The 25,840-nt window shown below is 74.6% G+C and carries 30 protein-coding genes; 17 read left to right on the top strand and 13 right to left on the bottom strand.

Annotated elements, in window-relative coordinates:
* The first annotated feature begins 88 nt into the window (after window positions 1-88).
* The 4 genes from IH25_RS0111870 (at window position 89) to IH25_RS42805 (ending at window position 2,598) form a co-directional block, all read left to right on the top strand.
* Window positions 89-784, top strand: a complete 696-nt coding sequence (locus tag IH25_RS0111870; protein WP_030607256.1) for a type 1 glutamine amidotransferase domain-containing protein — start codon at window positions 89-91, stop codon at window positions 782-784.
* A 183-nt stretch (window positions 785-967) separates the two neighbouring features.
* Window positions 968-1,486, top strand: a complete 519-nt coding sequence (locus IH25_RS0111865; protein WP_030607253.1) for a hypothetical protein — start codon at window positions 968-970, stop codon at window positions 1,484-1,486.
* A gap of 69 nt (window positions 1,487-1,555) precedes the next feature.
* Window positions 1,556-2,230, top strand: coding sequence for an RNA polymerase sigma factor (locus IH25_RS0111860; protein WP_030607251.1), 675 nt, complete (start codon window positions 1,556-1,558; stop codon window positions 2,228-2,230).
* Window positions 2,227-2,598 carry a hypothetical protein gene (locus IH25_RS42805; protein ID WP_030607248.1) on the top strand — a complete coding sequence of 124 codons (372 nt, stop codon included), beginning with the start codon at window positions 2,227-2,229 and terminating at the stop codon, window positions 2,596-2,598. Before IH25_RS0111860 ends, IH25_RS42805 begins: the two co-directional genes overlap by 4 nt.
* Before the next feature lie 98 nt (window positions 2,599-2,696).
* Here IH25_RS42805 and IH25_RS0111850 read toward each other — a convergent pair whose 3' ends face one another.
* Window positions 2,697-3,128 carry a MarR family winged helix-turn-helix transcriptional regulator gene (locus IH25_RS0111850; RefSeq protein ID WP_030607244.1) on the bottom strand — a complete coding sequence of 144 codons (432 nt, stop codon included), beginning with the start codon at window positions 3,126-3,128 and terminating at the stop codon, window positions 2,697-2,699.
* Between the two features lie 148 nt (window positions 3,129-3,276).
* Here IH25_RS0111850 and IH25_RS0111845 point away from each other — a divergent pair, with 148 nt between their 5' ends.
* The gene (locus IH25_RS0111845) at window positions 3,277-4,755 is read left to right on the top strand and encodes a DHA2 family efflux MFS transporter permease subunit (protein WP_051753889.1); all 1,479 of its coding nucleotides are present in this window, start codon (window positions 3,277-3,279) and stop codon (window positions 4,753-4,755) included.
* Between the two features lie 371 nt (window positions 4,756-5,126).
* Window positions 5,127-6,341 (top strand): cytochrome P450, encoded by a 1,215-nt coding sequence (locus IH25_RS0111840; RefSeq protein WP_030607237.1) that lies wholly within the window; start codon window positions 5,127-5,129, stop codon window positions 6,339-6,341.
* A gap of 326 nt (window positions 6,342-6,667) precedes the next feature.
* On the opposite strand, the gene IH25_RS0111835 is transcribed toward IH25_RS0111840, so the two are convergent.
* Entirely contained in the window at window positions 6,668-7,387 is a 720-nt protein-coding gene (locus IH25_RS0111835) for a chaplin (protein ID WP_030607232.1), read from the bottom strand.
* 276 nt (window positions 7,388-7,663) lie between these two features.
* On the opposite strand from IH25_RS0111835, the gene IH25_RS0111830 reads away from it, so the two are divergent.
* Together IH25_RS0111830 and IH25_RS0111825 are read left to right on the top strand one after the other, a co-directional pair.
* Complete coding sequence (locus IH25_RS0111830) at window positions 7,664-8,224, top strand: DUF2243 domain-containing protein (RefSeq protein WP_030607231.1); 561 nt, start codon at window positions 7,664-7,666, stop codon at window positions 8,222-8,224.
* Window positions 8,224-9,048: a cytochrome c oxidase assembly protein gene (locus IH25_RS0111825; RefSeq protein WP_037654793.1), complete on the top strand. Its 825-nt coding sequence runs from the start codon at window positions 8,224-8,226 to the stop codon at window positions 9,046-9,048. Before IH25_RS0111830 ends, IH25_RS0111825 begins: the two co-directional genes overlap by 1 nt.
* 186 nt (window positions 9,049-9,234) lie before the next feature.
* Here the strand turns inward: IH25_RS0111825 and IH25_RS0111820 are convergent, their stop codons facing one another.
* Window positions 9,235-10,164 (bottom strand): M56 family metallopeptidase, encoded by a 930-nt coding sequence (locus tag IH25_RS0111820; protein WP_030607225.1) that lies wholly within the window; start codon window positions 10,162-10,164, stop codon window positions 9,235-9,237.
* Between the two features lie 6 nt (window positions 10,165-10,170).
* The gene (locus IH25_RS0111815) at window positions 10,171-10,581 is read right to left on the bottom strand and encodes a BlaI/MecI/CopY family transcriptional regulator (RefSeq protein WP_030607222.1); all 411 of its coding nucleotides are present in this window, start codon (window positions 10,579-10,581) and stop codon (window positions 10,171-10,173) included.
* A gap of 158 nt (window positions 10,582-10,739) precedes the next feature.
* Here IH25_RS0111815 and IH25_RS0111810 point away from each other — a divergent pair, with 158 nt between their 5' ends.
* Complete coding sequence (locus IH25_RS0111810; protein ID WP_030607219.1) at window positions 10,740-11,381, top strand: peptide deformylase; 642 nt, start codon at window positions 10,740-10,742, stop codon at window positions 11,379-11,381.
* 9 nt (window positions 11,382-11,390) lie between these two features.
* Here IH25_RS0111810 and IH25_RS0111805 read toward each other — a convergent pair whose 3' ends face one another.
* Complete coding sequence (locus tag IH25_RS0111805; protein ID WP_030607216.1) at window positions 11,391-12,821, bottom strand: dihydrolipoyl dehydrogenase family protein; 1,431 nt, start codon at window positions 12,819-12,821, stop codon at window positions 11,391-11,393.
* A gap of 140 nt (window positions 12,822-12,961) precedes the next feature.
* On the opposite strand from IH25_RS0111805, the gene trxA reads away from it, so the two are divergent.
* The 3 genes from trxA to IH25_RS0111790 all read left to right on the top strand — a co-directional run bounded on the left by trxA (window position 12,962) and on the right by IH25_RS0111790 (window position 15,342).
* The gene (trxA, locus tag IH25_RS0111800; protein ID WP_030607213.1) at window positions 12,962-13,339 is read left to right on the top strand and encodes a thioredoxin; all 378 of its coding nucleotides are present in this window, start codon (window positions 12,962-12,964) and stop codon (window positions 13,337-13,339) included.
* A gap of 177 nt (window positions 13,340-13,516) precedes the next feature.
* The gene (locus IH25_RS0111795; protein WP_030607210.1) at window positions 13,517-14,197 is read left to right on the top strand and encodes a TetR/AcrR family transcriptional regulator; all 681 of its coding nucleotides are present in this window, start codon (window positions 13,517-13,519) and stop codon (window positions 14,195-14,197) included.
* Complete coding sequence (locus tag IH25_RS0111790; protein WP_030607207.1) at window positions 14,194-15,342, top strand: FAD-dependent oxidoreductase; 1,149 nt, start codon at window positions 14,194-14,196, stop codon at window positions 15,340-15,342. The genes IH25_RS0111795 and IH25_RS0111790 overlap by 4 nt, the downstream gene beginning before the upstream one ends.
* A gap of 32 nt (window positions 15,343-15,374) precedes the next feature.
* Here the strand turns inward: IH25_RS0111790 and IH25_RS0111785 are convergent, their stop codons facing one another.
* On the bottom strand, window positions 15,375-16,055 hold the full coding sequence (locus IH25_RS0111785) for a TetR/AcrR family transcriptional regulator (RefSeq protein ID WP_030607204.1): 681 nt from the start codon (window positions 16,053-16,055) through the stop codon (window positions 15,375-15,377).
* A 99-nt stretch (window positions 16,056-16,154) separates the two neighbouring features.
* On the opposite strand from IH25_RS0111785, the gene IH25_RS0111780 reads away from it, so the two are divergent.
* On the top strand, window positions 16,155-16,712 hold the full coding sequence (locus IH25_RS0111780; RefSeq protein ID WP_030607201.1) for an NAD(P)H-dependent oxidoreductase: 558 nt from the start codon (window positions 16,155-16,157) through the stop codon (window positions 16,710-16,712).
* 60 nt (window positions 16,713-16,772) lie between these two features.
* Here IH25_RS0111780 and IH25_RS0111775 read toward each other — a convergent pair whose 3' ends face one another.
* From IH25_RS0111775 to IH25_RS0111760, 4 genes are read right to left on the bottom strand one after another with little or no spacing between them, the layout of a single operon-like run.
* Window positions 16,773-17,588: an ABC transporter permease gene (locus IH25_RS0111775; protein WP_030607199.1), complete on the bottom strand. Its 816-nt coding sequence runs from the start codon at window positions 17,586-17,588 to the stop codon at window positions 16,773-16,775.
* 11 nt (window positions 17,589-17,599) lie between these two features.
* On the bottom strand, window positions 17,600-18,481 hold the full coding sequence (locus IH25_RS0111770; protein WP_030607196.1) for an ABC transporter permease: 882 nt from the start codon (window positions 18,479-18,481) through the stop codon (window positions 17,600-17,602).
* Window positions 18,482-18,484: 3 nt separating this feature from the next.
* Window positions 18,485-19,684 carry an ABC transporter substrate-binding protein gene (locus IH25_RS0111765; protein WP_030607193.1) on the bottom strand — a complete coding sequence of 400 codons (1,200 nt, stop codon included), beginning with the start codon at window positions 19,682-19,684 and terminating at the stop codon, window positions 18,485-18,487.
* 42 nt (window positions 19,685-19,726) lie between these two features.
* On the bottom strand, window positions 19,727-20,758 hold the full coding sequence (locus IH25_RS0111760; protein ID WP_030607190.1) for an ABC transporter ATP-binding protein: 1,032 nt from the start codon (window positions 20,756-20,758) through the stop codon (window positions 19,727-19,729).
* A 110-nt stretch (window positions 20,759-20,868) separates the two neighbouring features.
* Between IH25_RS0111760 and IH25_RS0111755 the strand changes: the two genes are divergently transcribed.
* Together IH25_RS0111755 and IH25_RS0111750 are read left to right on the top strand one after the other, a co-directional pair.
* A complete protein-coding gene (locus tag IH25_RS0111755; protein ID WP_030607187.1) occupies window positions 20,869-21,609 on the top strand; it encodes a FadR/GntR family transcriptional regulator in 741 nt (246 codons plus the stop codon).
* Window positions 21,610-21,646: 37 nt separating this feature from the next.
* Window positions 21,647-22,408 (top strand): PDC sensor domain-containing protein, encoded by a 762-nt coding sequence (locus IH25_RS0111750; RefSeq protein WP_030607184.1) that lies wholly within the window; start codon window positions 21,647-21,649, stop codon window positions 22,406-22,408.
* Between the two features lie 316 nt (window positions 22,409-22,724).
* Here IH25_RS0111750 and IH25_RS0111745 read toward each other — a convergent pair whose 3' ends face one another.
* Both IH25_RS0111745 and IH25_RS0111740 read right to left on the bottom strand, forming a co-directional pair.
* Window positions 22,725-23,153 (bottom strand): hypothetical protein, encoded by a 429-nt coding sequence (locus tag IH25_RS0111745; RefSeq protein WP_030607180.1) that lies wholly within the window; start codon window positions 23,151-23,153, stop codon window positions 22,725-22,727.
* Between the two features lie 89 nt (window positions 23,154-23,242).
* Complete coding sequence (locus IH25_RS0111740) at window positions 23,243-23,914, bottom strand: helix-turn-helix transcriptional regulator (RefSeq protein WP_030607177.1); 672 nt, start codon at window positions 23,912-23,914, stop codon at window positions 23,243-23,245.
* A 111-nt stretch (window positions 23,915-24,025) separates the two neighbouring features.
* Here IH25_RS0111740 and IH25_RS0111735 point away from each other — a divergent pair, with 111 nt between their 5' ends.
* Complete coding sequence (locus IH25_RS0111735; protein ID WP_030607174.1) at window positions 24,026-24,448, top strand: cupin domain-containing protein; 423 nt, start codon at window positions 24,026-24,028, stop codon at window positions 24,446-24,448.
* Window positions 24,449-24,494: 46 nt separating this feature from the next.
* The gene (locus IH25_RS0111730) at window positions 24,495-24,941 is read left to right on the top strand and encodes a type II toxin-antitoxin system PemK/MazF family toxin (protein ID WP_030607172.1); all 447 of its coding nucleotides are present in this window, start codon (window positions 24,495-24,497) and stop codon (window positions 24,939-24,941) included.
* Between the two features lie 35 nt (window positions 24,942-24,976).
* Here the strand turns inward: IH25_RS0111730 and IH25_RS0111725 are convergent, their stop codons facing one another.
* A complete protein-coding gene (locus tag IH25_RS0111725; RefSeq protein ID WP_030607170.1) occupies window positions 24,977-25,831 on the bottom strand; it encodes a TIGR02452 family protein in 855 nt (284 codons plus the stop codon).
* Between the last annotated feature and the right edge of the window lie 9 nt (window positions 25,832-25,840).

Below are 25,840 nucleotides of genomic sequence, written 5' to 3'. Positions count from 1 at the left end.
TTCATTGGATGCCTATGGCTGTACTGGCCTACGTTCGCAGTCGCAGACCCCAGTTTCCTGGGATCCCGGCTTTCTGGAGGGAACCACCATGTCGAAGATTCTTTTCGTGCTGACCGGCGCCGACCACTGGACGCTCGCCGACGGCACCGCGCATCCCACCGGCTTCTGGGCCGAGGAGGCCGTGGTCCCCTACCGCGCCCTCAAGGCCGCCGGCCACGAGATCGTCGTCGCCACGCCGGGCGGGGTCGTGCCGCCGGTCGACCGGGCCAGCCTGGCCGCCGAGGTCAACGGCGGGCAGGAGAAGGCCGACGAACTCGCCCGCGCGCTGGAGGAGATGGCCGAGCTGCGGACGCCGGCGAAGCTCGCGGAGGTGGACCTCGACGACTTCGCCGCCGTCTTCTACCCGGGCGGCCACGGCCCCATGGAGGACCTGGCCGTGGACGCCGAGTCGGGCCGGCTGCTGGTCGCGGCCCTGGACTCGGGCAAGCCGCTGGCCGTGGTGTGCCACGGTCCGGCCGCGCTGCTCGCCGCGGTCCGGCCGGACGGCACCAACGCCTTCGCCGGTTACCGCGCGGCGGCCTTCACCAACGAGGAGGAGATCCAGGGCGGGCTGGCAGGGCAGGCCAGGTGGCTGCTCCAGGACCGGCTGACCGAGGCGGGCGTCGACGTGCGCGCGAGCGAGCCGTGGGCGCCGCACGTGGTGGTGGACCGCAACCTGGTCACCGGTCAGAACCCGGCGTCCTCGGCTCCGGTCGCCGAGGAACTGCTGAAGCTGCTGGGCTGAGACGCCCCCGGCCGGCCGGCGGTGGCGGCGCGGGGACGCGGGCACACGGGGACGCGGGCACACGGGGGACACGGCGGGGAATTTCGTCGGCCGTGACCCGCAACCTCGCCCGGGGTCGGACGTCTGTCGGGGTGGAGGCCTCCCCTTCGACCAGATGTCCGACCCGAGCGACTGAAGGAACACATGTCCGCACACCGTGTCCCACGCCCGCACCGTACGCACCGGCTGCGCGCCGCCCTGGGGGTCTCCGCCGTAGGCGCGGCCCTGACCGTCGCCGGCGCCATGACCGCGCAGGCGGCCCAGGACAGCGCGCCCGCCAAGGCCGACCACTCGTCCACGGCCCCCACCCACGACCACCGCGCCACCGCCCCGGCCCCGGCCCCGGCGGACCACCAGGCGTCCACCCCGGCACCGGTGCCGCCCCACCCCGCAACCCCGTCTCCGGCACCGGTCCCGCCGACGCACACCGCACCCCCCTCCCCGGCACCCGCACCACCGACCCACACCGCACCCCCCTCCCCGGTGCCGTCGCCGGTCCGCCCGGAGACCCCCTCCCCGGTACCGCTGCCGGCGGATACGGCGACCCCCTCGCCCGTCCCGGCCACGGCGACCCCGGCCCCGGCCCCGGAGGCGGCCCGCCCGGTGCCCGTACCGCACCACCACCGCCACGCCGCACCGGCGCCGGTTCCGCAGCAGTACTGAGGCAGGCCCGGTGCGGCGGAGCCGTCGCGCGGCGGCTCCCCCGCACCGGGACCCGGCACCGGGAGACCCATGACGACAGCGACACCACCGGCCACGGCCCTGCCCTGGGAACGCGCCGGCACCCCCAAGCCCTCCGCGTCCTGGCCGCGGCGGCTCACCCGCGGGGTACGCGCCCGCGTCCTCGCCCGGACCCGCGCGGATACGGCACCGGCCGCGCCCCGCACCGGCGCCCCGGCCGGCGCCGTCGCGGCCGGGACCCCGCCGGGCATCGAGGAGTTGTACCACCACCGCCGGCTGTCCCTGGTGCGCCTCGCGGTGCTGCTGGTGGACGATCTGCCCACCGCCGAGGACGTCGTCCAGGACGCGTTCACCGCGCTGTTCCGGCGGCACGGCCACCGGCTCGCCGCGCTGGACGACCCGGAGGCGTATCTGCGGACCAGCGTCGTCAACGGGGCCCGCTCGGTGCTGCGCCGCCGCAGGACCGTACGGGCGCACGTTCCCGCGCCCGAGGAGCACGCGCCGGCCCCGGAGGAGGACGTGCTGCTGCACGAGGACCACCGGGAGGTGCTGGCGGCGCTGGGCACGCTGACCCGGCGGCAGCGGGAGGTGCTGGTGCTGCGGTACTGGTCGCATCTGACCGAGGCCGAGATCGCGGCGACGCTCGGCCTGTCGCGCGGTGCCGTCAAGTCCACGGCCAGCAGGGCGCTTGACGCCCTGGAACGGCGCCTGGAGGGGCTGCGATGAACGAGTACGGTACGAGCAGCGGGGCGACGCCGGTCGAGGAGCGGCTGCGGGCCGCCCTGGCCGCGCGTGCGCACGCGGTCGGTCCGGCCGATCTGCGGCCCCTGTCACCACCCGCCGGGCGGGTGCGGTCGCGGCGCACGCCGGTGCGCCGGGCGGTGGTGGGCGGGATGGCCCTCGCCGCCGTCGCCGCGCTGGTCTTCCTCACGCCGGCGTTCTTCACGACGCGCGACGGACACCCGGCCCCCACCCCTCCGGCCCGCTCACCGCACCCGTCGACCGGAACCCCGTCCCCGGCGCCGACCCCGGCGGTCCCGAACCCGGTCACGCCGACCCCCACCCCGAGGGCGGCGCGTCCCACGACTCCGTAAGCCGTGCCGACATCACCGCGCCGAGGCCACGACGACACGTCCGGCATCCCTACCGGGAAGGCGAGTCGAGACCGTCCGGCGCCGCCGGGAGGACACCCTCAGCCGGTGTTCTCCCGGATGCGGGCCAGCAGACCCCGCAGCAGCTCGCGGTCGGCCGGGTCCAGCGTCGCCGTGGCCTCGGCGAGGGCGAGGCGGTCGGTCTCCTCCGCCTCGCGGTGGCAGCGCAGCCCGTCCTCGGTGAGGCGCAGCAGGAAGGCGCGGCGGTCCGTGGGGTGTCGTACCCGTTCCACCAGGCCGTCGCGCTCCAGGCTGTCCACGATCGTGGTGGTGGTGCGGGCGGCGATCCCGGCCATCTCGCCGAGGTCCCGCATCCGCAGCGGTTCCGGCGCCCTGGCCAGCATGCGCAGGGCACGCAGCCGGGCCACCGACGCCCCCTTCTCCCGCAGCCGCGTCTCCACGAACTGCCGTAGCCGGTTGGTCGTCTCGAACAGCTCGTCGATGAGGATGTCGCTGCTGCCGTGCACTGCCACTGCCATGGTGCCCAGTCTCTCCTGTCCCGCACGGCCGGGGCCATCGAGCCCTGCCGTGTCCACCGACCGCCCGTCAGTCCCGCTCCGCGTGCCCCGGCGCACCACAAAGCCATATGCTGAGCAACAACATAGTGCGTATGCTCAGCATATGCCTCGTCGTCCCTCCGTGCCGTTCGCCCTGCCCTCGCTCAGTCAGCGTCTCGTCGTCCCCGTGGTCTGCGTCAGCGTGACGTTCATCGCGATCGTCGACGGAGCGATCACCACCGTGGCCCTGCCCTCGATCGCCCGTCAGTTCCAGCTGACGACCGCCGCGCTGGACGGCGTGGTCGTCGCCTACCCGGTCTGCCTGGCCATGGCCATCCCGGCCTCCGCCTGGCTGGTCGAGCGGTTCGGCGGCAAACGCGTCCTGCTGGTCGCCCTGGCCGGCTTCCTCGGCTCCTCGCTGCTGTGCGGGGCGGCGGCCGGGCTCGGTCAGCTCGTCGCCTACCGCGCGGTGCAGGGGCTGTCGGCCGGCGTCCTCTTCCCGGCCTCCGCCGCGCTGCTGTTCGGCACCTTCACCCCCGCCGAACAGGTGCGTGTCTCCCGCTACATGATCATTCCGCAGCAGATCGCCCCGGCCGCCGCCCCCGTCCTGGGCGGGCTGCTGGTGGACCACCTGTCCTGGCGGTGGGTGTTCTACGTCAACCTGCCGGTCGGGCTTCCGGCCGTACTGTTCGGCGCGCTGTTCCTGGCCGGCGACCGCGGCGGCCGGCCCGCCCGGTTCGACCTGCCCGGCCTGCTGCTCAGCGCGGGGGCCCTGGGCACCGTGATGTTCGGCGTCTGCGAGGGACCCAACCGCGGCTGGTCCTCCCCCGCCGTCGTCGTCTGCCTGGTCCTGGGCGCCGTGCTGCTGGCCGCCGCCGTCACCGTCGAGCTGCGCACGGCCCACCCCCTGCTCCGGCTGCGCCTGTTCACCGACCGGCTCTTCCGCGACACCAATCTGCTCAACCTGGTCGGCCTGATACCCATCATGGGCGCCCTGTACCTGGGGCCCCTCTTCCTCCAGCAGGCGCAGGGCCGTACGGCGCTGGAGTCGGGCCTGACCACCTTCCCCGAGGCGTTCGGCGTCCTGCTGACCGTGCAGATCACCGGCGCGCTGTACGTCCGGGTCGGTCCGCGTCTGATCGTCGGCCTGGGACTGGCCGGGGTCAGCGCGACCCTGGTGCTGCTCGCCGGCTGCGACGCGGACACCGGCCTGTGGACGATCCGCGGCTGCATGTTCCTGTTCGGAGCCGCGATCGGCTGCTTCTTCATCCCTACGACGGTCGCCTCGCTGGCCACCGTCGACCGGGCCGACCTGGCCCAGGCCACGATGCTGAACACCGTGGTACGCCAGACCGGTGGCGCGCTCGCGCCGGCGGCGGTGACCACGGCCCTCGTGCTCGGCACCCCGTCGGGCGCCGCCGCGGCCCCGCCCGTCGCCGCGTACCAGCACGCCTTCCTCGCTCTCGCCGCGATCGCGGCGGCCACGGCGGTCTTCGCCTTCACCATGCCCGACGGCCCCGCCCGCGCCGCCGCCCGGGGCGGCGCCGCCCCGCCCGGCCGGTCCGCCCTCCCGCGGCGCCGACGGGACCGGGTCGACGCCTGAGCCCGGTCGGACCGGCCCCGCGCCCCGTCCACCCGGCACCAGCCCCCGCGACCCGTCCACACCGCAACCCGTCAACGCCGCCCCCCCACGCCCCTCCGCGCCGCCCGCGTCCGTCGTGCGAAGCCCGTCGACCTCCCGCATATTGGGGAAGTGACTCTCTCAGGGACGGGGCGGCGCCTCGGAGCCGTACGGCCGGGGAAGCCGCACGAGCCACGCGGGCCCGGTCGGCGGCGCCTCCCCGGCGTGCGTGGCGGGGCCTGGGACAACGATGTCCCAGCGGGCCAGGCCCGGACAGCACCGGCGCCCTCACCGGCGGACGCGCCCGGCCGGACACCCACGAGCGCGCCCGGCGGCGCACAAAGGAGGCTGTGATGTCGTTCCAGGAACCGACCGTGCTCGAATGCCCCTTCGACTTCGCTGAGGCGCTGGAGTTCGACCCGGAGCTGGACGCGCTGGCACGGCGCGGCCCGGTCAGCCGGATCCGGCTGCCCTACGGCGAGGCCGAGGCGTGGCTCGTGACCAGCTTCGCCGGCGTGCGCCAGGTGACGTGCGACCCCCGGTTCAGCCGGGCGGCGATCGTCGGGCGCGACTACCCGAGGATGACGCCCGAGCCCATCGTGTCACCGGAGTCCATCAACGTGACGGACCCGCCGCACGCCACCCGGCTGCGGCACGTGGCGGCCCAGGCGTTCACCCGCGACCGGGTGGCGGCCATGCGGCCGGCGGTGGACCGGGTGGTGGCCGGCCTGCTCACGGCGATGGCCGAGACGGGCCCGCCCGCCGACCTGGTGACCCATCTGTCCGTGCCGCTGCCCCATCTGACGATCTGCGAGCTGCTCGCCGTACCCGAGGCCGACCGTGACGAGCTGCGGGACCGCACCATGCGGCTGCTGGCCACCTCCGCCGACGCCCGGCAGACCGCTGCCGAGGCCAAGGCGTCCCTGCGGGAGTACTTCGCCGGGCTGGTCCCCGAGCGGCGGCGGGCGCCGGGCGAGGACCTGCTCAGCACGCTGGCCACGGCCCCGGTGCCGGAGGGCGAGAAGCCGCTGAGCGACGACGAGCTCGCGGTGCTGGCCGTGACGCTCATCCTCAGCGGCAACGACACCGCGACCTGCCAGATCAGCGACATCGCCTACGTGCTGCTGACCCACCCCGAGCAGCGGGCCGCGCTCGCCCGCGACCCCGGCCGGTTCCCCGGCGCGCTGGAGGAGCTGCTGCGGTTCATCCCGTTCCGCAAGGGCGTGGGCATCCCCCGGATCGCCCTGGAGGACGCCGAGGTCGAGGGCACCCTCATCAGCGCCGGCGACTACGTCCACGTGTCGTACCTGGCGGCCAACCGGGACCCGGTGGTCTTCCCCGACCCGCACCGGCTGGACCTCGAGCGGCCGGTGCGCCCGCACATGACGTTCGGCTGGGGCGGCCACCACTGCCTGGCGGCGCCGCTCGCCCGCGCGGAACTGGACAGCGCGGTCACCGGCCTGCTGACCCGCTTCCCCACGCTGCGGCTCGCCGTGGCCCCCGACGACATCGAGTGGGACACCGGCACCATCCGCCGCTTCCCGCTGCGCCTGCCGGTCACCTGGTGAGACCACGCTCCTCCCCGTGACCGGGCCCGCGCCCACGGCGCCGCCCGCCGGCCGCCGGGTTGCGCGGGTTCGGCGCGGGGGCGCTGCGGCCGGCCCGGGTCAACGGCCACCCGGCGCCGGTCCTCCGGCTCGACGGCAGGGCGGACACCGTCCTCGCCCCGCACCTCGCCGACGGCCGTGTCACCGGCCTGTACGCCGTGCGCAACCGTCCTGCGCCGCTGAGCCCACCCCGGCCGCGGTCGTGCGGCGGGACCCGCCGGGGACGGATCCGGCGTGGCGGCGGCGAGGGGGCCGCTCCCTCCCGGCAGCGGAGGGAGCGGCCGGGATCAGCGCTCGGTCCTCGGCCGGAAGCGCCGGTACAGCACGGTTCCGCCCGCCAGCGACGCCAGGCTCGCGGCGGCGGCCGTCCAGGTGCCGTCCGTTCCGGTGCGGGCCAGGGTGCCGGGCGGGCGCTGCCGTACGACGCTGGACGACGGGTGCGGCGCCGGGCGGGTCGGGGACGCGGGGTGCGCCGGCTCGTGCGGCCGGTGGTGCGCCGGGGGCGTGTGCCGCGTGGGCGGCTGCGGCGCGGGCGGTGTGGACCGGCCGGGGGTGTCGGGACGGGGGCCGGAGGTGTTCACGGACTGGTTGCCGAAGACGGGGTTGAGCACCCCCACCACGTCCACGGTGTTGCCGCTGACGTTCGCCGGCAGGTCGACCGGGAGCTGGAGGCCGTTGCCGGAGACCACCCCGGGAGAGCCCTGCTCCTTGCCCACGGCGGTGGCCCCGCCCGAGGTCGCGGCGCCTTCCTTGCCCCCGGTCCGGTCACCCTGGTTGGCGCAGCGGTTGCCCATGGCGGGGTTGAGCAGCCCCACCACGTCCACGGTGTTCCCGCAGGCGTTCACCGGAACGTGTACCGGCAACTGGATGCCGTTGCCGGAGATCAGCCCGGGCGAGCCGCCCGCGTAACCGCCCGCGGCGGAGTCGGCGTGCGCCGGCCCGGCCACTGCCATCGCGCCCGAGGCGGCGCAGACGGCGATGACACTGTTTCGGGTAACCCGTTTCATCGGTTCCCTGTCCTTCCAGATACGGTCGCGGGCACTTGCCCGCACCCGATGAAACGCGGGTGAAAGGGCGCAAGTTATGGCTTATCAATCTTTCGCCGGGTACCGGGGACGAACGCGCGCGCCCGGCGGGCGTCCCCGGACCGCCGGAAGTCGGTCGTTGTGCCGGGCCGCGCGGATGGCCGAGCCTGCGGCAGCGGTGGCGCCCGGGAACTGATAGCTGTCGTAAGGGCACCTCAGCCGGAACCGATCCACCCGAATCGACCGAGACGAGGAGCGATGGCAACGACCGTACGCGAGACCAGGAGCGACACCGCGCCCGCCAGTCTGCGCCTGCCCGGCATCCTGCTGGGCGTGGGGCTCGGCGGATTCGTCGACGGGATCCTGCTGCACCAGCTCCTTCAGTGGCACCACATGCTGACCAGCACCGACCACGACCGCATCGGGGTGAAGTACTACGACCCGAAGAGCGTCTCCGGGCTGGAGATGAACACCGTGTGGGACGGCGTCTTCCACACCGTGTGCTGGCTGGCCGTCCTGTCCGGGCTCGCCGTGCTGTACGCCCGGGTGACCACCCACCGGCGGCGGGTGTGGACCTCGCGGGTGCTGTGGGGCTGGATTCTGGCCGGCTGGGGCCTGTTCAACCTGGTGGAGGGTCTGCTGGACCACCAGATCCTGGGCATCCACCATGTGCGCGGCGGGTCGTACCAGGTGTGGTGGGACGTGGCCTTCCTGGTCCTCGGGGCGCTGCTGGTGGCCGGCGGTCTGCTGCTCGGGCGGGGCGGCCGGTCCTTCGACCCGGCGGCCCCCGGCGGCGTCCGTGCGGGACGCCTCGCCTGATGGTCCACCACCACACCTCCCACCCGGCGGGCGGTGCGCCGGGCGTGGTCCTGCCGGTCCTGGCGCTGCTGGTGTGCGCGGGCGGCTACCTGCTGCTGGTGCTCCGGGCGCGCCGGCGGAATCCGGTGCGGGCCTGGAGCCCTTGGCGCACCGCCGCGTTCTGCGCCGGGGTGGTGCTCCTGGCGGTGGCGCTGCTGCCGCCGGTCGCGCCCTTCGCGCACCGGGACTTCCGCGGTCACATGGTCCAGCACCTCCTCATCGGGATGTACGCCCCGCTCGGCCTGGTGCTCGGCGCCCCGGTCACCCTGGTGCTGCGCGCCGTCTGCGCGCCCCGCGCGCGCCGGCTGACCGCGGTGCTGCACAGCGCCCCGGCACGCCTGCTGACCCGTCCGCCGGTGGCCGTACTGCTGTCGGCGGGCGGCCTCCCGGTGCTGTATTTCACCCCGCTGTACGACACCGCCATGGCCCACCCGGCCGGGCACTGGCTGGTGCACGCGCACTTCCTGCTGTCGGGGTGCCTGTTCGCGCACGCCGTCGCCGGTCCCGACCCCGCCCCGGCCCGGCCCGGCGTGCCCGCCCGGCTGGTCTGGCTGGGCTGCGCGATCGCCGTGCACGCGGTCGCCGCGCAACTGATGTACGGCGGCTTCGGGGTGGCCGTCCACGCGCCCGCGTCCGAGGTCCGGGGCGGCGCGGAGATCATGTACTACGGCGGTGACATCGCCGAACTGCTGGTGGCGGCGGCGCTGGTGGCCACCTGGCGCCCCGGGCGCCACCCGTCCGCACGGCCCGTCCCCCTCAGGCCGCGGGCGCGACCGTCCGGATGACCGCCCGGCGGCTCCTGCCCGGCCGCCGGGTGCGCCACAGGCCCCGGCGCGCGAGCAGGTCCACCGTGCCGCCGACCGGGAACGACTCCTGCGCCCGAGCGCGCTCGGTGTCCTGCGGATGGTTCCTTCTCCGCCCGGTTTGCGGGCTCGGTGCCCGTACCGTGAACGCCCTGGGCTCCTCCGGCCTCACAAAGGGGTGGCCGCGCGCAGGATCAGGACCAGGGTGACGGCCGAGTTCGCCGACGACATCGCGGAGGCCAGCGCTCCGGCGGCGGCGCCCCAGGCGGCCAGGCCGACCGCGGTGAACGCCGACGGCCAGGTACGGGCCGCCGGGGCGGGCGCCAGCAACGCGGCCACCCGGCGCGGCACGGGCCCGGTCGCGGCGAGCGCGGCCAGGGTCGGCGCCGGGGTGCGCGGGGACAGCAGGGCCGCCTTGCCGATGGCGCGGGCGACCGTGCGCCGGTCGCCCACCGCGCGGGCCGCCTCCTCGTCCGCCCACCGCTCGGCCGTGTAGACGACGGCGGTGCGCAGCGGGCGCAGGAACGGGTTGGCGCGGGCGGCCAGGTGCGCGGCGAGCAGATGACGGTGGTGACGGGCGGTCAGGTGGGCGCGTTCGTGCGCGAACAGGGCGCGCCGCTCGGCCGGGGCGAGTCCGGCCAGCAGGGCCGTGCTGGCCACGATCCGGCCCCGGCCGCCGGGCAGCGCGTACGCGTACGGCGTGCTGTCGGGCAGGACGGCCACCGTGGGGCCCGGCACTCCGGCCAGGGCCCGGCGGGCGCGGCGGGTGACCCGGCGGTGCCGCCACAGGGTGCGGGCGCAGGCGGCGGTGACCGCGGCGAGCGCCGGTATCGCGGCCCGGCCGGCCACCTCGTCGTGCGGGACGGCGGCCCGCACCTCGGGGTCGGACCAGCCGTCGGGCAGCGGATTGCCGGGCAGTTGCGCGGTGCCGACGACCATGAGCAGGGCCAGGCACAGCGTGCTGCACACGGCCATGACCACGGCGACCGCGGTCAGCAGCCGGGTGGCGGTGCGCGGGTGCAGCCGGTTCTCGGCGAGCCGGGCGACCGGCCACGCGGACAGCGGCAGCACCAGCGGCAGGAAGACGAAGACCCCCATCGGCGCTCAGTCCTCCGGGCGGCCGGCGTCCGGGGCCGGGATGTCGAGCAGGGCGCGCAGCACCTGTTCGTCGCCGGGCGGCAGGGCGGTGACGAAGCTGGCCAGGACCGCCTCGCGGTCCCGCTCGCCGTCCAGCAGGCGGCGCATGCGCAGGGCGGCGAGCCGGGCCACGTCGGCCGTCGGCGTCCACAGGAAGGACCGGCCGTGCCGTTCGCGGGAGACGACGTCCTTGGCGAGCAGCCGGGTCAGGATGGTGACGACGGTGGTGTAGGCGAGGTCGCCGCCGAGACGCTGCTGCACCCAGGCCGCGCTGACCGGCCCGTCCGCCTCGCGCAGCGCGCCGAGCACCAGGCCTTCCAGTTCGCCCTGGCCGCGCCGCCGGGCCCGGCCGTCCTGCCCTGTCGTCTCCGCTGTCATCTCCGGTCCCCTCCCCCGTCTTCCACCGCTCTCTCACCGACCCGCCCCACGCTACTTCACGCCACTGACAGTGCCCTGGCCGCGCGGTCCGCGCCCGGTGCGCGCCGACGTGCCGGGGGTGCCGCCGGGGGCGGGGGCGGGCGTGGCATGCTGACGCGATGGCACCCCGTGATGACACACCGCTCGCCGAGCGGGTCGAGGAACTCCTCGCCGCCGGCGGTCCCTTGCCCATCGTCGCGGCCGGCCAGCCGGTGCTGCGGCGCGGCACCGAGCCGTACGACGGTCAGCTCGGCCCCGCACTGCTGGCCCGGTTCGTCGAGGCACTGCGCGCCACCATGCACGCGGCGCCCGGCGTGGGCCTGGCCGCCCCGCAGGTCGGCATCCCGCTGCGGATCGCGGTCGTCGAGGACCCGGCGCCGGTGCCCCCGGAGGTGGCGGCGGCCCGGGGCCGGGTCCCGCAGCCGTTCCGGGTGCTGGTCAACCCGGTGTACGAGCCGGTGGGCACCGCCCGGGCCGCGTTCTTCGAGGGCTGTCTGAGCGTGCCGGGCTGGCAGGCGGTGGTGGCCCGGCACGCCGAGGTGCGGCTGCGCGGCGAGGACGAGCACGGCCGCCCGCTGGACGAGGTGTTCACCGGCTGGCCGGCCCGGATCGTCCAGCACGAGACGGACCACCTCGACGGCACCCTGTACCTGGACCGCGCGGAGCCCCGCTCGCTGTCGACGAACGAGGCGGTGGCGTCCCTGTGGTCCCATCCGACCCCGCAGCCGGCGGCACAGGCGCTGGGCTTCCGGCTGCCGTAGCCGCGGCGGTCAGTTGTCCCGGTACGCCTCCAGCAGCCGCAGCCAGACCTCGCTCAGGGTCGGGTAGGACGGGACGGCGTGCCACAGGCGGGTGACCGGGACGCGGCCGGTGATCGCGATGGTGGCCGAGTGGATCAGTTCGCCGACGCCGGGGCCGACGAAGGTGACTCCGCGCAGGATCTCGTCCTCCAGGTCGACGACCATGCGGGCGCGGCCCCGGTAGCCGTCGCCGTACAGGCCGGCGCCCGCCACGGAGGAGAACTCGACGTCCACGGCGCGCACCCGGTGCCCGGCCTGCTCGGCTTCGGCGAGGGAGAGGCCGACGGCGGCGGCCTCGGGGTCGGTGAAGACGACCTGGGGCACGGCGTGGTGGTCGGCCGTCGCGGCATGCGCGCCCCAGGGCTCCTCCAGGAGGGTGTCGCCGGCGGCGCGGGCGGCGATCGCGGCGCCGGCGATGCGGGCCTGGTACTTGCCCTGGTGGGTGAGGAGGGCGCGGTGGTTGACGTCGCCGACCGCGTAGAGCCAGTCGGTGCCGGTGACGCGGAGGCTGTCGTCGGTGTCGAGCCAGGAGCCGGGCTCCAGGCCGACGGTCTCCAGGCCGAGGTCGTCGGTGCGCGGGGCGCGTCCGGTGGCGAAGAGGATCTCGTCGGCCTCGATCCGGTCGCCTGTGGAGGTGACCGCCACGACCGTGCCGTTCTCGCGGCGGACGGATTCCACGGAGGTGCCGGTGCGGATGTCGGCGCCCGCCTCGGTGAGGGCCTCGGCGACCAGTTCCCCGGCGAACGGCTCCATCCGGCCCAGCAGGCCCTTGCCGCGGACCAGCAGGGTGACCCGGGAGCCGAGGGCCTGCCAGGCGGTGGCCATCTCGGTGGCGACGACCCCGCCGCCGACGACGATGAGCCGCCCGGGCGCCGCCTTGGCGCTGGTGGCCTCGCGGCTGGTCCAGGGCCCGACCTCGGCGAGTCCGGGCAGGTCGGGCAGTTGGGCGCGGGTTCCGGTGGCGACGGCGACGGCGTGCCGGGCGGTGAGCGTGGTCACGGTGCCGTCGGGGGCGGTGACGGTGACCGTGCGCGGACCGGAGAGCCGGCCGTGGCCGCGGTACAGGTCGGCGCCGGTGCCCGCGAGCCAGTCGGCCTGCCCGTCGTCCTGCCAGTGGGAGGTGTACTCGTCGCGGCGGGCCAGCACGGCCTGGGTGTCGAGCGGGCCGCGCGCGGCCTGGGCGAGGCCGGGCAGCCGGCGGGCGTCGGCCTGGGCGATGACCGGCCTGAGCAGGGCCTTGCTGGGCATGCAGGCCCAGTACGAGCACTCGCCGCCGAGCAGTTCGCTCTCCACTACCGCGGTGGTCAGTCCGGCCGCCCGGGTCCGGTCGGCGACGTTCTCGCCCACCGGGCCCGCCCCGATCACCACCACGTCGTACGTGTTCGATTCCGTTTCCGTCATGGGGTCAGTCTGGTGGGTGGTGTGCGCCGTGGCCACAGGGGTACGCGCGCGGAACACCGGCGTGCGCGGCTGGAATAGGCGGCCCGGCGGCCGTGTTGGCGCCGTCGGCACACCCCACACCAGGAAGAGGGAATCACGCCATGACCAGCACCGTGGAACTGACCAAGGAGAACTTCGACGAGACGGTCTCCGGGAACGAGTTCGTTCTGATCGACTTCTGGGCGTCCTGGTGCGGGCCGTGCCGGTCGTTCGCGCCCGTCTACGAGAAGGCGGCCGAGGACAACCCGGACCTGGTGTTCGGCAAGGTGGACACCGAGGCGCAGCCGGAGCTGGCCGCGGCCTTCGAGATCCAGTCGATCCCCACGCTGATGATCGTCCGTGACCAGGTCGCGGTCTACGCCCAGCCGGGCGCCCTGCCCGCGCCCGCCCTCGAGGACCTGATCAAGCAGGCCCGCGCGCTGGACATGGACGAGGTCCGCAAGAGCATCGCCGCCCAGCAGGGGCAGGCCCGGCAGTAGGTCCCCGGTGCGGCACGGGTCGGCCGGACTCGCGCCGCACCACGGAGGGCCCTCGGCACGAGGTGCGTCCCTCGCTCTCGGCCGGGGGCGAGTTCGGCGCGGCGGCCTCGCATACCCTGCGGCGAACATGTTCGTAACGAACTTGTTCGCGGCGAACACGTTCGTTACAGTCATGCCATGACCGCTGCCCCCCGCTCCCGCCGGGAGCGTCCCGCCAAGCCCGCCCTGACCCGGGAGGGCATCGTGGCCGCCGCCGTCGCGATCCTGCGCGCCGAGGGGCTGCGCAAGGTGACGATGCGCCGGCTCGCGCAGGAGCTCGACACCGGCCCCGCCTCGCTGTACGTGTACGTCCGCAACACCGACGAGCTGCACGCCGCCGTCCTGGACGAGCTGCTCGGCACGGTCGGCCAGGCGCCGGCCGAGGGCAGCTGGCGGGAGCGGCTGGAGCGGGTGCTCACCCGCTACACCGCGATGCTCCTGGAACACCCGTCCCTGGCCCGGTCGGCGCTGACCGCCCGGCCGAGCGGCCCGCACTATCTGCGCCTGATCGAGACCCTGCTCGGTCTGCTGCGCGAGGGCGGGGTGCCCGGCGACCAGGCGGCCTGGGGTGTGGATCTGCTGCTCCAGCACGCCACCGCGACCGCCGCCGAGCACGCCGGGGAGGAGTCCCCGGCAGCCTGGGAGGCGACGGCCCGGGCCCTGCGCGAGGCACCCGCCACCACCCATCCGCACATCGCCGCCGACCCCGGGGCGCTGCTGTCCGGCACGCCCGAGGCCCGCTTGTCGTGGGCCTTCCAGACCCTGATCACCGGCATCGAGCGGACCGCCGTGCCGACCGAAGGCCAGGAGGCCCCATGACCACCGCGCCCCTCCCCCACCACCCCGTCGCCGTCGTCGGCGCGGGCCTCGGCGGGCTCGCCCTCGCCCGGGTGCTGCACGTGCGCGGCATCGAAGCCGCGCTGTTCGACCTGGACGCGTCACCGGACGCCCGGGCCCAGGGCGGCATGCTCGACATCCACGACGAGTCCGGGCAGGAGGCGCTGCGGGCCGCGGGCCTGCACGAGGAGTTCCTGGCCCGTGTCCACGCCGGCGGCCAGGCCCTCAGGGTCCTCGGGCAGGACGGCGTCGTCCGGCTCGCCCGGCCGGACGACGGCACGGGCGGGCGCCCGGAGATAGACCGGGGCGACCTGCGCGAGCTGCTGCTCGGTTCGCTGCCCGCGGGCACCGTCCGGTGGGGCGCCAAGGTCGTCGGCGCCCGCCCGCTGGACGGCGGACGGCACCGGGTGACGCTCGCGGACGGCTCCGAGTTCACCACCGACGTGCTGGTCGGCGCGGACGGCGCCTGGTCGCGGGTCCGGTCCCTGGTCTCCACCGCCACGCCCGCGTACACGGGCGTGTCGTTCGTGGAGGCGGACCTGCGGGAGGCGGACCGGCGCCATCCGGTGAGCGCGGAGGTGGTCGGCGACGGCATGCTCTTCGCGCTCGGCCCCGGCCGTGGGTTCCTCGCGCACCGCGAACCCGACGGCAGCCTGCACGTGTACACCGCCGTGGTCGCGCCGGAGGACTGGCTGGACGGCATCGACTTCACCGACACCGAGGCGGCCAAGGCGGCCGTGCTCAAGGAGTTCGACGGCTGGGACGAGCGGCTGCGGGCGCTGGTCGCCGACGCGGACGGGGCGCTCGTACCCCGCCGGATCCACGCGCTGCCGGTGGGGCACCGCTGGGGCCGGGTGCCCGGGGTGACCCTGCTCGGGGACGCCGCCCACCTGATGTCCCCGTTCGCGGGCGAGGGCGCGAACCTGGCCCTGCTCGACGGGGCCGAACTGGGCCTGGCGCTGGCCGCGCATCCCGGGGACACGGAGGCCGCGCTGGCCGCGTACGAGGCCCGGATGTTCCCGCGCGCCGAGGCGTCGGCGGTGGAGTCCGCGCGCGGTCAGGAACTGCTGTTCGCCGCCGACGCCCCGCGCGGGCTGGTGGAGATGTTCACCCGTCAGGGGGACTGACCGACGCCTCCGCGTGACGGCCCCGTACGAGATCAGCCCGGCGGGTCCGTGCGGGTCACCCGGGCGACCAGGTCGAGCCAGGCGGCCTCCAGGCGCTCCATGGGCATCTCGCACTGCCGGGTGAGGTGATGGATCAGCGCGGGGTCCAGGGAGGCGAGCAGGGTGTGGGCGAGCAGGTCGCAGTCGCCGTCGGGCACGGTCTGCCGGAGCAGCATCGTGAGGTGCGCGCGCAGTGCCCCGGCCGCCGGATGGATGAACCGGCGGGTCGGGTCGGGCTGGGCGGCCAGTTGCAGATCCAGCTGTTCGGCCGTGCGGTACAGCACCGCCACGCCGAACGCCCGCAGCCGCTCCAGGGGCGGCGCGCCGGGGCCCAGCGGCGGGGGTCCGCCCAGGAAGTCGGCCTGGAGGCGGCGGGCGGAGTGGTCGAGGAGGGCCATCAGCAGCCCGGTGCGGTCGCCGAAGCGGCGGAAGACGGTGCCCTTGCCCACGTCGGCCGCCGCGGCGACCGCCTCCATGGTGACCCCGGCCACCCCGTGCTCCGCGATCAGCCGGGCGGCGGCCTCCAGGAGCCGGGCGCGGTTGCGGGCCGCGTCGGCGCGCAGGCCCGGCTCTCCGGGAGCCATGCCGACTTCCAGCAGGGAGGGGGTCGCAAAGGGCTCTTCAGGCTTGGGGAAGGGCGGCAGAGCGCTGGACATGTCGACAGCGTAAAGCATCGGGAACAAAACTGGACCGCGGTCCGCTTGAGGTGGTACATACTTAAACGGACTTCGGTCCGGATCGTCACCGCGATGTTTCAGCCCTTTGGAGTTCCCATGTCTGTTCGCATCCTCGCGCTCGTCGGCAGCCTTCGCGCCGGTTCGCACAACCGTCAGCTCGCCGAGGCGGCCGTGAAGCTCGCGCCGGAGGGCGCCGAGGTCGAGCTCTTCGAGGGCCTGGCCGAGGTCCCGTTCTACAACGAGGACATCGACGTGGAGGGCAGCGTGCCGGCCGCCGCCGTCAAGCTGCGCGAGGCCGCCCAGGCCGCCGACGCCTTCCTGCTGTTCTCCCCCGAGTACAACGGCACCATCCCGGCCGTGCTGAAGAACGCCATCGACTGGCTGTCCCGCCCCTACGGCGCCGGCGCCTTCGGCGGCAAGCCCGTCGCCGTGGTCGGCACCGCCTTCGGCCAGTACGGCGGCGTGTGGGCCCAGGACGACACCCGCAAGGCCGTGGGCATCGCCGGCGGCAAGGTGATCGAGGACATCAAGCTGTCCATCCCGGGTTCCGTCACCCGCTTCGCCGAGACCCACCCGTCCGACGACGCCGAGGTCGCCGCCCAGCTGACCGAGGTCGTGGCCCGCCTGCACGGCAACGTGGGCTCGGCCGCCTGAGCCGTCCGCACACCGGGGGCCGAAGCCGTCGCGGCTTCGGCCCCCGCCCTGTCCGGCCGGCTAGACGCGGCTCGACGTCGCCGTGTCCGCGGACAGCCGCTGGGCGAGGTAGACCGGGATCACCGACAGCAGGACGAGCACCGCGGCCACGACGTTCACCACGGGGGCCTGCCGTGGCCGGGCCATGTTGTCGAAGATCCACAAGGGGAGGGTCTGGACGCCGGGACCCGCGGTGAACGTGGTGACCACGATCTCGTCGAAGGACAGCGCGAAGGCGAGCAGGGCGCCCGCCAGCAGCGCGGAGCGCACGAGCGGGAACGTCACGTCCACGAAGGCCCTCCAGCCGCTCGCGCCGAGGTCCTGGGCCGCCTCCTCGTACGAACCGGCCGTACGGCGCAGCCGGGCCACCACGTTGTTGAAGACCACGACGACACAGAACGTGGCGTGTCCGACGATCACGGTGAACAGCCCGAGGCCCACCCCGAGCGGCTCCAGCACCGTGCCGAAGGCCGAGTTCAGCGCGATGCCCGTGACGATGCCGGGCAGCGCGATCGGCAGCACCACCAGGAAGGACACCGTGTCCCGGCCGAAGAAGCGGTACCGGGCCACGGCGAACGCCAGGAGCGTGCCGAGCACCAGCGCGATGGCGGTGGCCCCGAGCCCCGCCTTCACCGACACCCACAGCGCCTGCCGGACACCGGGGTTGTGCGCCGCCACCGACCACCAGCGCCCGGTCAGTCCCGGCGGCGGCCAGCCCGCGCTGCGGTCGGGGTTCAGGGAGTTGAGCAGGACCAGCACCAGTGGCAGGTAGATCACCGCGAAGCCGAGCCCGGCGGCGGTCCGCAGGGCGATCCGCGCGGTGCGGCCAAGACGCATGGCGCTCCTTCCTACAGGTTGTCGAGGGCGCCGGTACGGCGGATCGCCAGCAGGTACAGGACGATCACGGCGACGGGCACGGTGCCGAGCGCGGCGGCCATGGGCAGGTCGAGATCGATGTGGGAGTACACGAGGTTGCCGATGAGCTGGGTCTTGCCGCCCACGATCTGCACGGTGATGTAGTCGCCGAGACTGAGCGAGAACGTGAACACCGAACCGGCGGCGGCGGACGGCAGCACCAGGGGCAGCACGACCGAGCGGAAGGTGCGGGCGGGCCGCGCCCCGAGGTCGGCGGACGCGTCGAGCAGCCCGGCCGGGAGCTGTTCGAGCGCGGTGTGCAGCGGCAGGATCATGTACGGCAGCCACAGGTACGTCAGGGTGAGCACCGTGGCGGGCAGCCCGTAGCCGGGGCCGCGCAGTCCGAACGGGGCGAGCATCCAGTCGGCGAGCCCGCCCTCGGACAGGATCAGCCGCCAGGCGTACACCTTGACGAGGTAACTCGCCCACAGCGGCGTGAGGATCGCCGCCACCAGCAGCGGACGCCGGCGCGGCGGGGCCACCCGGGCGGTGTAGAAGGCGACCGGGAAGGCGAGCAGCACGCACAGCACGGTCACCGCGAGGGCCACCGCGACGCTGCGCAGGACGACTTGGCGGTAGACGGGGGTGGTCAGCAGCGCGTGGAAGTTGTCCGTCGTCCAGACCTTCACCACCTGGGAGGTGAAGGAGTCGGTCGTCCAGAAGGCGGAGACGAACAGGACCGCCAGCGAGCCGAGGTAGAGGACGGTGAGCCAGAGCAGCGGGGCGGTGAGCAGGAGGACCGGCCGCAGCCGGGGCCGGCGGCGCAGGATCGCGGCGAGCCGCCGCCCGGGGTCGCGCCCGGCTTCGGTCCGCACGGCTCAGCCCTTGATCCCGGTCCAGGCGCGGACCCACTCGGCGTACGGTACGCAGGTCACGTCCCGGCGGCCGTCCAGGCACTGTTCGATGGGCGTGTTCCAGAAGGCGATCTTCTTCCAGTAGCCCTCGTCGGCGGCGTGGTAGGTGGTGCAGAAGTTCTTGTCGGCGGTCTCGGCGCAGGCCCGGGAGTTGGCCGGTGCCTCGCCGAAGTACTCGGCGACCTGGGCGTTGACCTTGGGCGAGACGATCCAGTCCAGCCATTTGTAGGCGCAGTTGGGGTGCTCGGCCTTGCTGGAGACCATCCAGGTGTCCGACCAGCCGGTCGAACCCTCCTTCGGTACGAGCGCCTTGACCTTCGCGCCCTCGGAGGCGGCGAGGTTGGCGATCACCTGCCAGGTGGTGCCGACCACCGAGTCACCGCTCTTGAAGGAGGAGACCTCCTTCAGGTAGTCGCTCCAGTACTCGCCGACGTAGCCGTTCTGCCGCTTCAGCAGCGCCACGGCCGCGTCGAACTGCTTCCGGTCGAGCGCGTACGGGTTCTTGATCCCCAACTCCGGGCGGTGGGCCTTGAGATACAGGGCCGCGTCGGCGATGTAGATCGGTGAGTCGTAGGCGGTGACGTGCCCCTTGTACCGGGCGGCGTCGTCGAAGACGGCCGACCAGGAGGTGGGCGCCGGTGTCACCTTCGCGGTGTTGTACATCAGCAGGTTGGCGCCCCGGCCGTGCGGGATCCCGTACATCCGGCCGTCCACGGAGTTCCAGGGGCCGTTCTTCAGCCCGTCGAAGACGTCCTTGTAGTTCGGGACCAGGCCGGTGTTGACGGGGGCCGCGTCTCCGGAGGCGATCAGGCGCAGGGAGGCGTCACCGGAGGCGGAGACGGCGTCGTACGCGCCGGTCTTCATCAGCTTGACCATCTCGTCCGAGCTGGCGGCGACCTTCGACCGGACCTGGCATCCCGTCCGCTTCTCGAAGCCGCTGACCCAGTCGGCGTGCGGGTCGTTGGAGCCGTCCTCCACATAGCCGGCCCACGCGACGAGGTTGACCTGCCCCTCGGTGCGGCCGAGCTTCGCCGGGGCCTTCAGGGCGGGCGGGTGGAGGCCGGTGGCGGACGAGCCGCCGGATCCGGAGGAGCCGCAGGCGGCGGTGAGCAGCAGCGCGGCGGCGCAGAGGGCCGCGGCGCGCGGGGTACGGATGAGACGCACGGCGTTCTCCAGGAGTGGGGGGATCAGGAAAGGAGTGGGGGATCAGGAAGGGAGCCGGACGGCGTGCCGGCGGTGCCAGCGGAGGCGGACCCGGGTGCCGCGGTAGGCGGCGACCTCCGCCGAGGAGGTCTCCAGGTTCTGCTGGAGCGCGGTGAGCCGGCCGCCGCCGTCGAGGTCGACCACGAAGCGGGTGGCGTCGCCGAGGTAGACGACCTCGGCGACGGTGCCGGTGGCGGTGGCGTGTTCCGGCTCCTCCGGTCCGGCGGACTCCGTCAGGACGCGGATCTTCTCCGGGCGGATGCTGTAGGTGCCCGGGGAGCCGGCGATCCGGTGGGCCGTCTCGCCGTCGAGGAGGTTGGAGACGCCGACGAAGGAGGCGACGAACGCGGTCGCCGGACGTTCGTAGATCTCCGCGGGCGTGCCGGTCTGGGCGATCCGGCCCCGGTCGACGACGGCGATCCGGTCGCTCATCGTCAGGGCCTCCTCCTGGTCGTGGGTGACGAGGACGAAGGTGATGCCCACCTCCCGCTGGAGCGCCTTGAGTTCGACCTGCATCTGCTGGCGCAGCTTCAGATCGAGGGCGCCGAGCGGCTCGTCCAGCAGCAGCACGCGGGGACGGCCGACGAGCGCGCGGGCCAGCGCGACGCGCTGCCGCTGGCCGCCGGAGAGCCGGTCGGGCCGTCGCCGCCCGTAGCCTTCGAGGCGGACCTCGGCGAGCGCCTGGCGGGCGCGGGCCAGGCGTTCGGCTTTCGGCACCTTGCGCACCCGCAGCCCGTAGGCGACGTTCTGCTCGACCGTCATGTGCGGGAAGAGCGCGTAGTCCTGGAAGACGGTGTGCACGTCCCGCTCGTACGGGGCCAGGCCGGTGACCTCCTGTCCCGCGAGTTCGATCCGGCCCTGGTCGGGCGTCTCGAACCCGGCGATCAGCCTCAGCAGGGTCGTCTTCCCGGAGCCGGACGGGCCGAGCAGTGAGAAGAACTCGCCGTCCCGTATCTCCAGATCGACGCCGCCCACGGCCGGCGTCTGGCCGAACGACTTCCACAGACCCTGAAGCCGGATCGCAATTCCCTCCATACGGGAACCTTTCTGGCGCCCTCGACGTTGACCGCAAACCTATGAACTCATAGGTCACGGCTCAAGAGGGCGTTAGGGTAAATCTTCAGTCAACGAGCGAGGTGGTGACCGTGAGCCGGCCCGACGCAGACCGCGGCGCCCGCCGGGCCGTCTTCAGCCCGGTGGACACCCGGGCCCGCGTCGACGCGGTCGTCCGCCGCATCGGCGACGCCATAGAGCTGGGTCTCCTCGCCGACGGCGAGCAGCTTCCCGGCGAGAGCGAACTGGCCGGGCAGCTCGGTGTCTCCACGGTCACCCTGCGCGAGGCGCTCATGGCCCTGCGGCAGCGGGGGCTGGTCACCACCCGGCGGGGCCGCGGCGGCGGCAGTTTCGTCGCGCTGCCCGAAGTGCCCGCCGGCGAGCGGCTCAAGGACCGGCTGCGCGGCTGGAGCACCGAGGAACTGCGCGATCTCGGGGACCACTGGGCCGCCCTGTCCGGCGCCGCCGCCCGGCTCGCCGCGGAGCGCACCGAACCCGCCGACCTGGAGCCGCTGCGCCGTACGGCGCGGGAGCTGGCGCGGGCCGCGGACGCGGCGGCGCGCGGCCGGCTGTACGGCCGCTTCCACGTCGAGCTCGCCGCCGCCGCGCAGTCCGCCCGGCTCACCCGCGAACAGGTCGCCCTGCAGAGCGAGGTGGGCGCGCTGCCCTGTCTGGTCCTCGCCGAGGACGCATATCGTGAAGAAGTTGCGGACCGGCACCGCCGGGTCGTCGCCGCGGTGCAGGATGGGGCCGACGAAACGGCCGGCGCGCTGGCCGAACGGTGCGTCAGGGAGTCCACGGCGCGGCTGGTCGCCGTACGCCTCACCCTCTGACCGCGCCGTGTGACGGCCCCGTCGGCTGGAGGACACCATGGGCGTCAGGTCCCGGTTCGCCGTCGTCGCCACGGAACCGGAGAGACGGGTCGCCGCACGGGTGGGCGGTGCGCTGGAGGCCGCCTTCGAGACGGTCGCCGCCACCCGCGCCGACACCACGGCGCTGCTGCACCGGGTGGCCGCCGAGGGCCGCCGGCCGGTCAGCCGCGACCTCGCCGCCCTGCGTCCCGGGCTGCATCCGCGGCTGGCCCGGGACGCGATCGTCTCCGGCGCCGGTTTCGTCGCGGCCCCCGGGCTGCTGGCCGACGCGCCGGCCTGGCTGGAGTGGTGGCAGTCCGGCGCGGACGGTGTCGTACGGCCGCTCCTGCTCGATCTCGACCCCGGCCGGTCGGCCTACTCCGACTACACGCACTGGGACTGGTTCGCGCTGCCCCGCGACACCGGGCGCCGGGCCGTGGCCGGGCCGTACGTGGACTACCTCTGCTCCGCCGAGTACAGCCTCACCGTGTCCGAACCGGTGTCCGTCCAGGGGCGGTTCGCCGGGGTGGCGGCGGCCGACGTGTATCTGCGGCACTTCGAGGCGGCCGTGCTCCCGCTGCTGCGCGGCCTGCCCCGCCCGGCCCGCCTGGTGAACGCCCACGGCCGGGTCGCCGCCTCCACCGACACCGCCCACCTGGCCGGTTCCCTCACCAGAGGCCCGGACTTCGCCGAACTGCTCGACACGGCCCGCCCCGGCACCCACGACGGACTGCGCCTGGTCCCGTGCCGGGGGGTGCCCCTGGTGCTGGTCGTGGCGTGAGCCGGCCCCTCGGGCCCAGGGGCCGTACCCCGGTCCGTTCGTCATGACCGATGGACGTGGGCGGGCTTATCGGCTGTCGGACCGCGCCTGCGCCGGCGGGACGGTGCCGGAGAGCGCATGAAGATCGTCGAAGGCTCGTGCGAGATGGGCGTCCAGACTCAGTGAGGGGTCGTCTCGACGACTTGGAGCACGGCGACTACCTGACCGGGCCGACACCCTGACGGCTCGTCGAGTCCGGCTGTCGGCGGGCTTGGGAAGGATGCTCGCCGGGTGGTCCGTCGCGGGGCGCCTCGCGTACGGATCGCGGGTGGGCCGGTCAGGACGCCGACAGAGCGATGCCCAGGGTGATCAGGGCGGCGGTCTTCAGGATCTCCAGTGCCACATACCACAGGTGGCTGCGCGAGCGGGGCAGGTCCTCGCCCGCGAGTACGCGGTCCGACCTGCGGTTGAGGACGGGGCGGACGGCGGCGAGCTGGACGGCGAGGAGCGCCGTCACCGCCGCGGTCAGTGCGATGATCCCGGCCGGGGCGCCGCCGACCGCGACCGTGACGATCACGACCGCCGCCAGGACGGTCTCCACCGCGTTCAGCGCCCGGAACACCAGCCGGCCGATGCCCAGCCCGACGGGGATCGTCACACCCGGGGCGCGGAACTTCAGCGGAGCCTCCAGGAAGGAGATCGCCAGCACCATCCCGAGCCAGACGAAGGTGACCGCGCCGGCGGTGGCGGCGGAGGTGGTGTTCATGGGGGGTAGGGGCCTTTCTCCGGCGGGGCGGCGGGTTGTGCGCGGAGGAGGTCGCCGGGCGGACGGGTTCGCGCGTGGATAGAGGTGGGTCAGGACGTCGGCGTGCCGGTCAAGTGGGCGACGCAGGAGTCCGGTTCGGCGAACGGCTCCAGCGCGGTGGCCGTCAGCGGCGCCTCCAGCCGGGCCAACGCCCCCTGGATCAGGCCCAGGTGGAGCGAGCACACCAACCCGCCCTGTTCCTCGGCGAGTTCGAGGAAGGGACAGTGCCGCAGCCGGATCCGTTCCGGGGGCCGGCCTACCTCGCCGGCGCCTTCGGCACGCGGTGCGAAGCCCAGGCCGTCCAGCAGGGCGAGCAGCCGGGCCGTCGACCGCTCGGGCGTCGGTGTCTCGTCCGGCGCGGGCGGGTCCGCCAGATAGCGGCCCCAGGTCCGGCCCGTCTCCCGGGCCTGAGCGCGCGCCTCGGCCGGGTCGGCGGCGGTCCACCTGCTGAGCAGCATGCGGGCCAGCAGGTGGTAGTCACGCGGGCCGCCACGGTCCATGCCGGGGCGCGCGGTGTAGACGGTACGGGGCCGGCCGGGCCCGCAGGGCTCCTCGGTCCGGCGCTCCACGAGCCCGTCGGCCACCAGGGCGTCCAGGTGGAACCGCACGGTGTTGGGGTGGAGTCCCATCCGCTCTGCGGTCTGCGCGACCCCGAGCGGCTCGGGCGCCGCGCGCAGCACGTCCAGCAGCGCTCGGCGGCGCGGGCTCTCCCGCGTGCTCACGTCCGCATACCCCTCTCCACCACGACCGGTTTTCACGAATCCTATATGGATTAATTGTAGAGTGGCCGGGATGTGCGAGCGGGGGAACGCGAGAGCCGAGGGGAACACCAGATGACATCGCCGTCCGCGACCGACACCGGACCGGCCGCCCGCCCGGCGGACCGGCCGCGCGTCCTGTGCGAGACCCGTGCGCTGGCCGAGGCGCCGCCGGTGCCCGCCGGCGTGCTGTGGAAGCTGGCCGAGAGCGGGCGCCAACTCGACGCGAACGTGGTCCGGCTGGCCCCGGGCGGCCGGGTACCGGCCCACACCGAGACGCAGCTGGACGTGCTGGTCATGGTCGTCGCCGGGGACGGTCTGCTCGGCGACGGCTCGCCGGACCCTGGGCAGCCGCTCACCGAGGGCGCCCTGGTCTGGCTGCCGCACGGCGCCGCGCGCAGCATCACCGCCGGCCCGGCCGGGCTGACGTACCTGACCGTGCACAACCGGCGCCCCGGCATGCGGATCGGCTCGCGCCCCGATGCGGCGACGGTGTGACACCCGGGGTGGCGGGGCCGGTCACACGGACGGCTAGGGTGCCCGGGTGAACACGTTCACCGACGAGAGCGCCCCCGGCCGTCATGGCCCGTACGCCACCACCGAGGCCGACCCGCGCGAGGTCGGCCGGGTTCGCACCGAGTACTCCCCGGCCCACGACGGCGACCCCGACCCCGGGGAGATCGTGTGGACCTGGGTGCCGTACGAGGAGGGCGACGGCCGGGGCAAGGACCGCCCGGTGCTGGTCGTGGCCCGGGAGGCGGCGGGCACGTTCCTCGCGTTGCGGCTGTCCAGCAAGCGGCATGACGGGGACCGGGAGTGGGTGGCGATCGGCGGCGGCCCGTGGGACCGCTCCGGCCGCGACTCCTGGGTGGACGTCGACCGGGTGCTACGGCTGCACGAGCGGGGCATGCGCCGGGAGGCCTGCGCGCTGGACCGGATGCGCTTCGACCTGGTCCGGCAGCGACTGCACGAGCGCTACGGCTGGACCTGACGGCAGGACCGGCCCGGAAACCCCCGTACAAACACCTACCGCGCCTCGGGAAACGCCCGTACGAACGCCTCCCGCACCACCGCCCCCGGGGTCCGGTCCAGCACGCCGAACACCACGTGGTCGAACGTGCGCGCGAACCGGCCGCCGGGGCCCAGGGCCGCCCGGAAGGCGCCGGCGACCCGCGCCGGGTCGTTCTGGAAGACACCGCAGCCCCACGCGCCGAGCACCAGCCGCCGGTAGCCGTGGGCCGCGGCCGTCTCCAGCACGCGTTCCGCCCGTACCGCCAGCGCGCCCGGCACTTCGGCGGCCCGCTCCGGCGCCGTACGCCGGATCACGCCCGCGTTGGGCGCGGCGGCCGTCAGGAAGCCCGCGAGGTACGGCTCGGTGAGCAGCCCGCCCCGGTCGTCACGGAAGACGGGGACGCCCGGCGAGTGGATCACCCGGTCGGTGTAGAACGGGTCGCGGTCGGCGCGGTGGTGGTCGTAGAAGCCACGGGCCGTCAGCAGGCAGGTGTGCAGCGCGGAGGCACGGCACAGGGCCTCCTCCTGCGCCTGCGCGCCGTTGAGGTAACCGCCGCCCGGGTTGCGGGCCGAGGCGAAGTTCAGTACGGCCACGGGGCCGTCGGCCAGCCGGCGGGCCGCCTCCAGGCTGCTCTCGCCGGTGACCTCGAACCGCGTGCCGCCCTCCGGCGCCTCCCCCGAAGGCTCCGTCTCCGAAGTCCCCGGCACCGAAGCCCCTGGCACCGGCTCCGGGCCGAAAATCCTGGTGCCCGCCCGCGCGGCCTCGACCGCCTTCGCGAGCGGCACGTCCCGGCCGTCCGGCGCCCGGTACCGGCCCGCGGCCACGATCCGCTCCGTCTCCGCGGCGATCCCGCGCAGGCGCGCGCTCACAGCGCCACC

This window comes from Streptomyces achromogenes subsp. achromogenes, assembly GCF_000720835.1.
Classification (GTDB): Bacteria; Actinomycetota; Actinomycetes; order Streptomycetales; family Streptomycetaceae; genus Streptomyces; species Streptomyces achromogenes.
The sequence above is the reverse complement of the archived record's forward strand: the minus strand, read 5'-3'. Positions and strand labels throughout refer to the sequence as shown.

Excerpts from the sequence above, each read along its gene's own strand:
- IH25_RS0111870 (WP_030607256.1), top strand. The coding sequence starts at position 89 with ATGTCGAAGATTCTTTTCGTGCTGACCGGCGCCGACCACTGGACGCTC.
- IH25_RS0111865 (WP_030607253.1), top strand. The coding sequence starts at position 968 with ATGTCCGCACACCGTGTCCCACGCCCGCACCGTACGCACCGGCTGCGC.
- IH25_RS0111860 (WP_030607251.1), top strand. The coding sequence starts at position 1,556 with ATGACGACAGCGACACCACCGGCCACGGCCCTGCCCTGGGAACGCGCC.
- IH25_RS42805 (WP_030607248.1), top strand. The coding sequence starts at position 2,227 with ATGAACGAGTACGGTACGAGCAGCGGGGCGACGCCGGTCGAGGAGCGG.
- IH25_RS0111845 (WP_051753889.1), top strand. The coding sequence starts at position 3,277 with ATGCCTCGTCGTCCCTCCGTGCCGTTCGCCCTGCCCTCGCTCAGTCAG.
- IH25_RS0111840 (WP_030607237.1), top strand. The coding sequence starts at position 5,127 with ATGTCGTTCCAGGAACCGACCGTGCTCGAATGCCCCTTCGACTTCGCT.
- IH25_RS0111835 (WP_030607232.1), bottom strand. The coding sequence starts at position 7,387 with ATGAAACGGGTTACCCGAAACAGTGTCATCGCCGTCTGCGCCGCCTCG.
- IH25_RS0111830 (WP_030607231.1), top strand. The coding sequence starts at position 7,664 with ATGGCAACGACCGTACGCGAGACCAGGAGCGACACCGCGCCCGCCAGT.
- IH25_RS0111825 (WP_037654793.1), top strand. The coding sequence starts at position 8,224 with ATGGTCCACCACCACACCTCCCACCCGGCGGGCGGTGCGCCGGGCGTG.
- IH25_RS0111820 (WP_030607225.1), bottom strand. The coding sequence starts at position 10,164 with ATGGGGGTCTTCGTCTTCCTGCCGCTGGTGCTGCCGCTGTCCGCGTGG.
- IH25_RS0111815 (WP_030607222.1), bottom strand. The coding sequence starts at position 10,581 with ATGACAGCGGAGACGACAGGGCAGGACGGCCGGGCCCGGCGGCGCGGC.
- IH25_RS0111810 (WP_030607219.1), top strand. The coding sequence starts at position 10,740 with ATGGCACCCCGTGATGACACACCGCTCGCCGAGCGGGTCGAGGAACTC.
- IH25_RS0111805 (WP_030607216.1), bottom strand. The coding sequence starts at position 12,821 with ATGACGGAAACGGAATCGAACACGTACGACGTGGTGGTGATCGGGGCG.
- trxA (WP_030607213.1), top strand. The coding sequence starts at position 12,962 with ATGACCAGCACCGTGGAACTGACCAAGGAGAACTTCGACGAGACGGTC.
- IH25_RS0111795 (WP_030607210.1), top strand. The coding sequence starts at position 13,517 with ATGACCGCTGCCCCCCGCTCCCGCCGGGAGCGTCCCGCCAAGCCCGCC.
- IH25_RS0111790 (WP_030607207.1), top strand. The coding sequence starts at position 14,194 with ATGACCACCGCGCCCCTCCCCCACCACCCCGTCGCCGTCGTCGGCGCG.
- IH25_RS0111785 (WP_030607204.1), bottom strand. The coding sequence starts at position 16,055 with ATGCTTTACGCTGTCGACATGTCCAGCGCTCTGCCGCCCTTCCCCAAG.
- IH25_RS0111780 (WP_030607201.1), top strand. The coding sequence starts at position 16,155 with ATGTCTGTTCGCATCCTCGCGCTCGTCGGCAGCCTTCGCGCCGGTTCG.
- IH25_RS0111775 (WP_030607199.1), bottom strand. The coding sequence starts at position 17,588 with ATGCGTCTTGGCCGCACCGCGCGGATCGCCCTGCGGACCGCCGCCGGG.
- IH25_RS0111760 (WP_030607190.1), bottom strand. The coding sequence starts at position 20,758 with ATGGAGGGAATTGCGATCCGGCTTCAGGGTCTGTGGAAGTCGTTCGGC.
- IH25_RS0111750 (WP_030607184.1), top strand. The coding sequence starts at position 21,647 with ATGGGCGTCAGGTCCCGGTTCGCCGTCGTCGCCACGGAACCGGAGAGA.
- IH25_RS0111745 (WP_030607180.1), bottom strand. The coding sequence starts at position 23,153 with ATGAACACCACCTCCGCCGCCACCGCCGGCGCGGTCACCTTCGTCTGG.
- IH25_RS0111735 (WP_030607174.1), top strand. The coding sequence starts at position 24,026 with ATGACATCGCCGTCCGCGACCGACACCGGACCGGCCGCCCGCCCGGCG.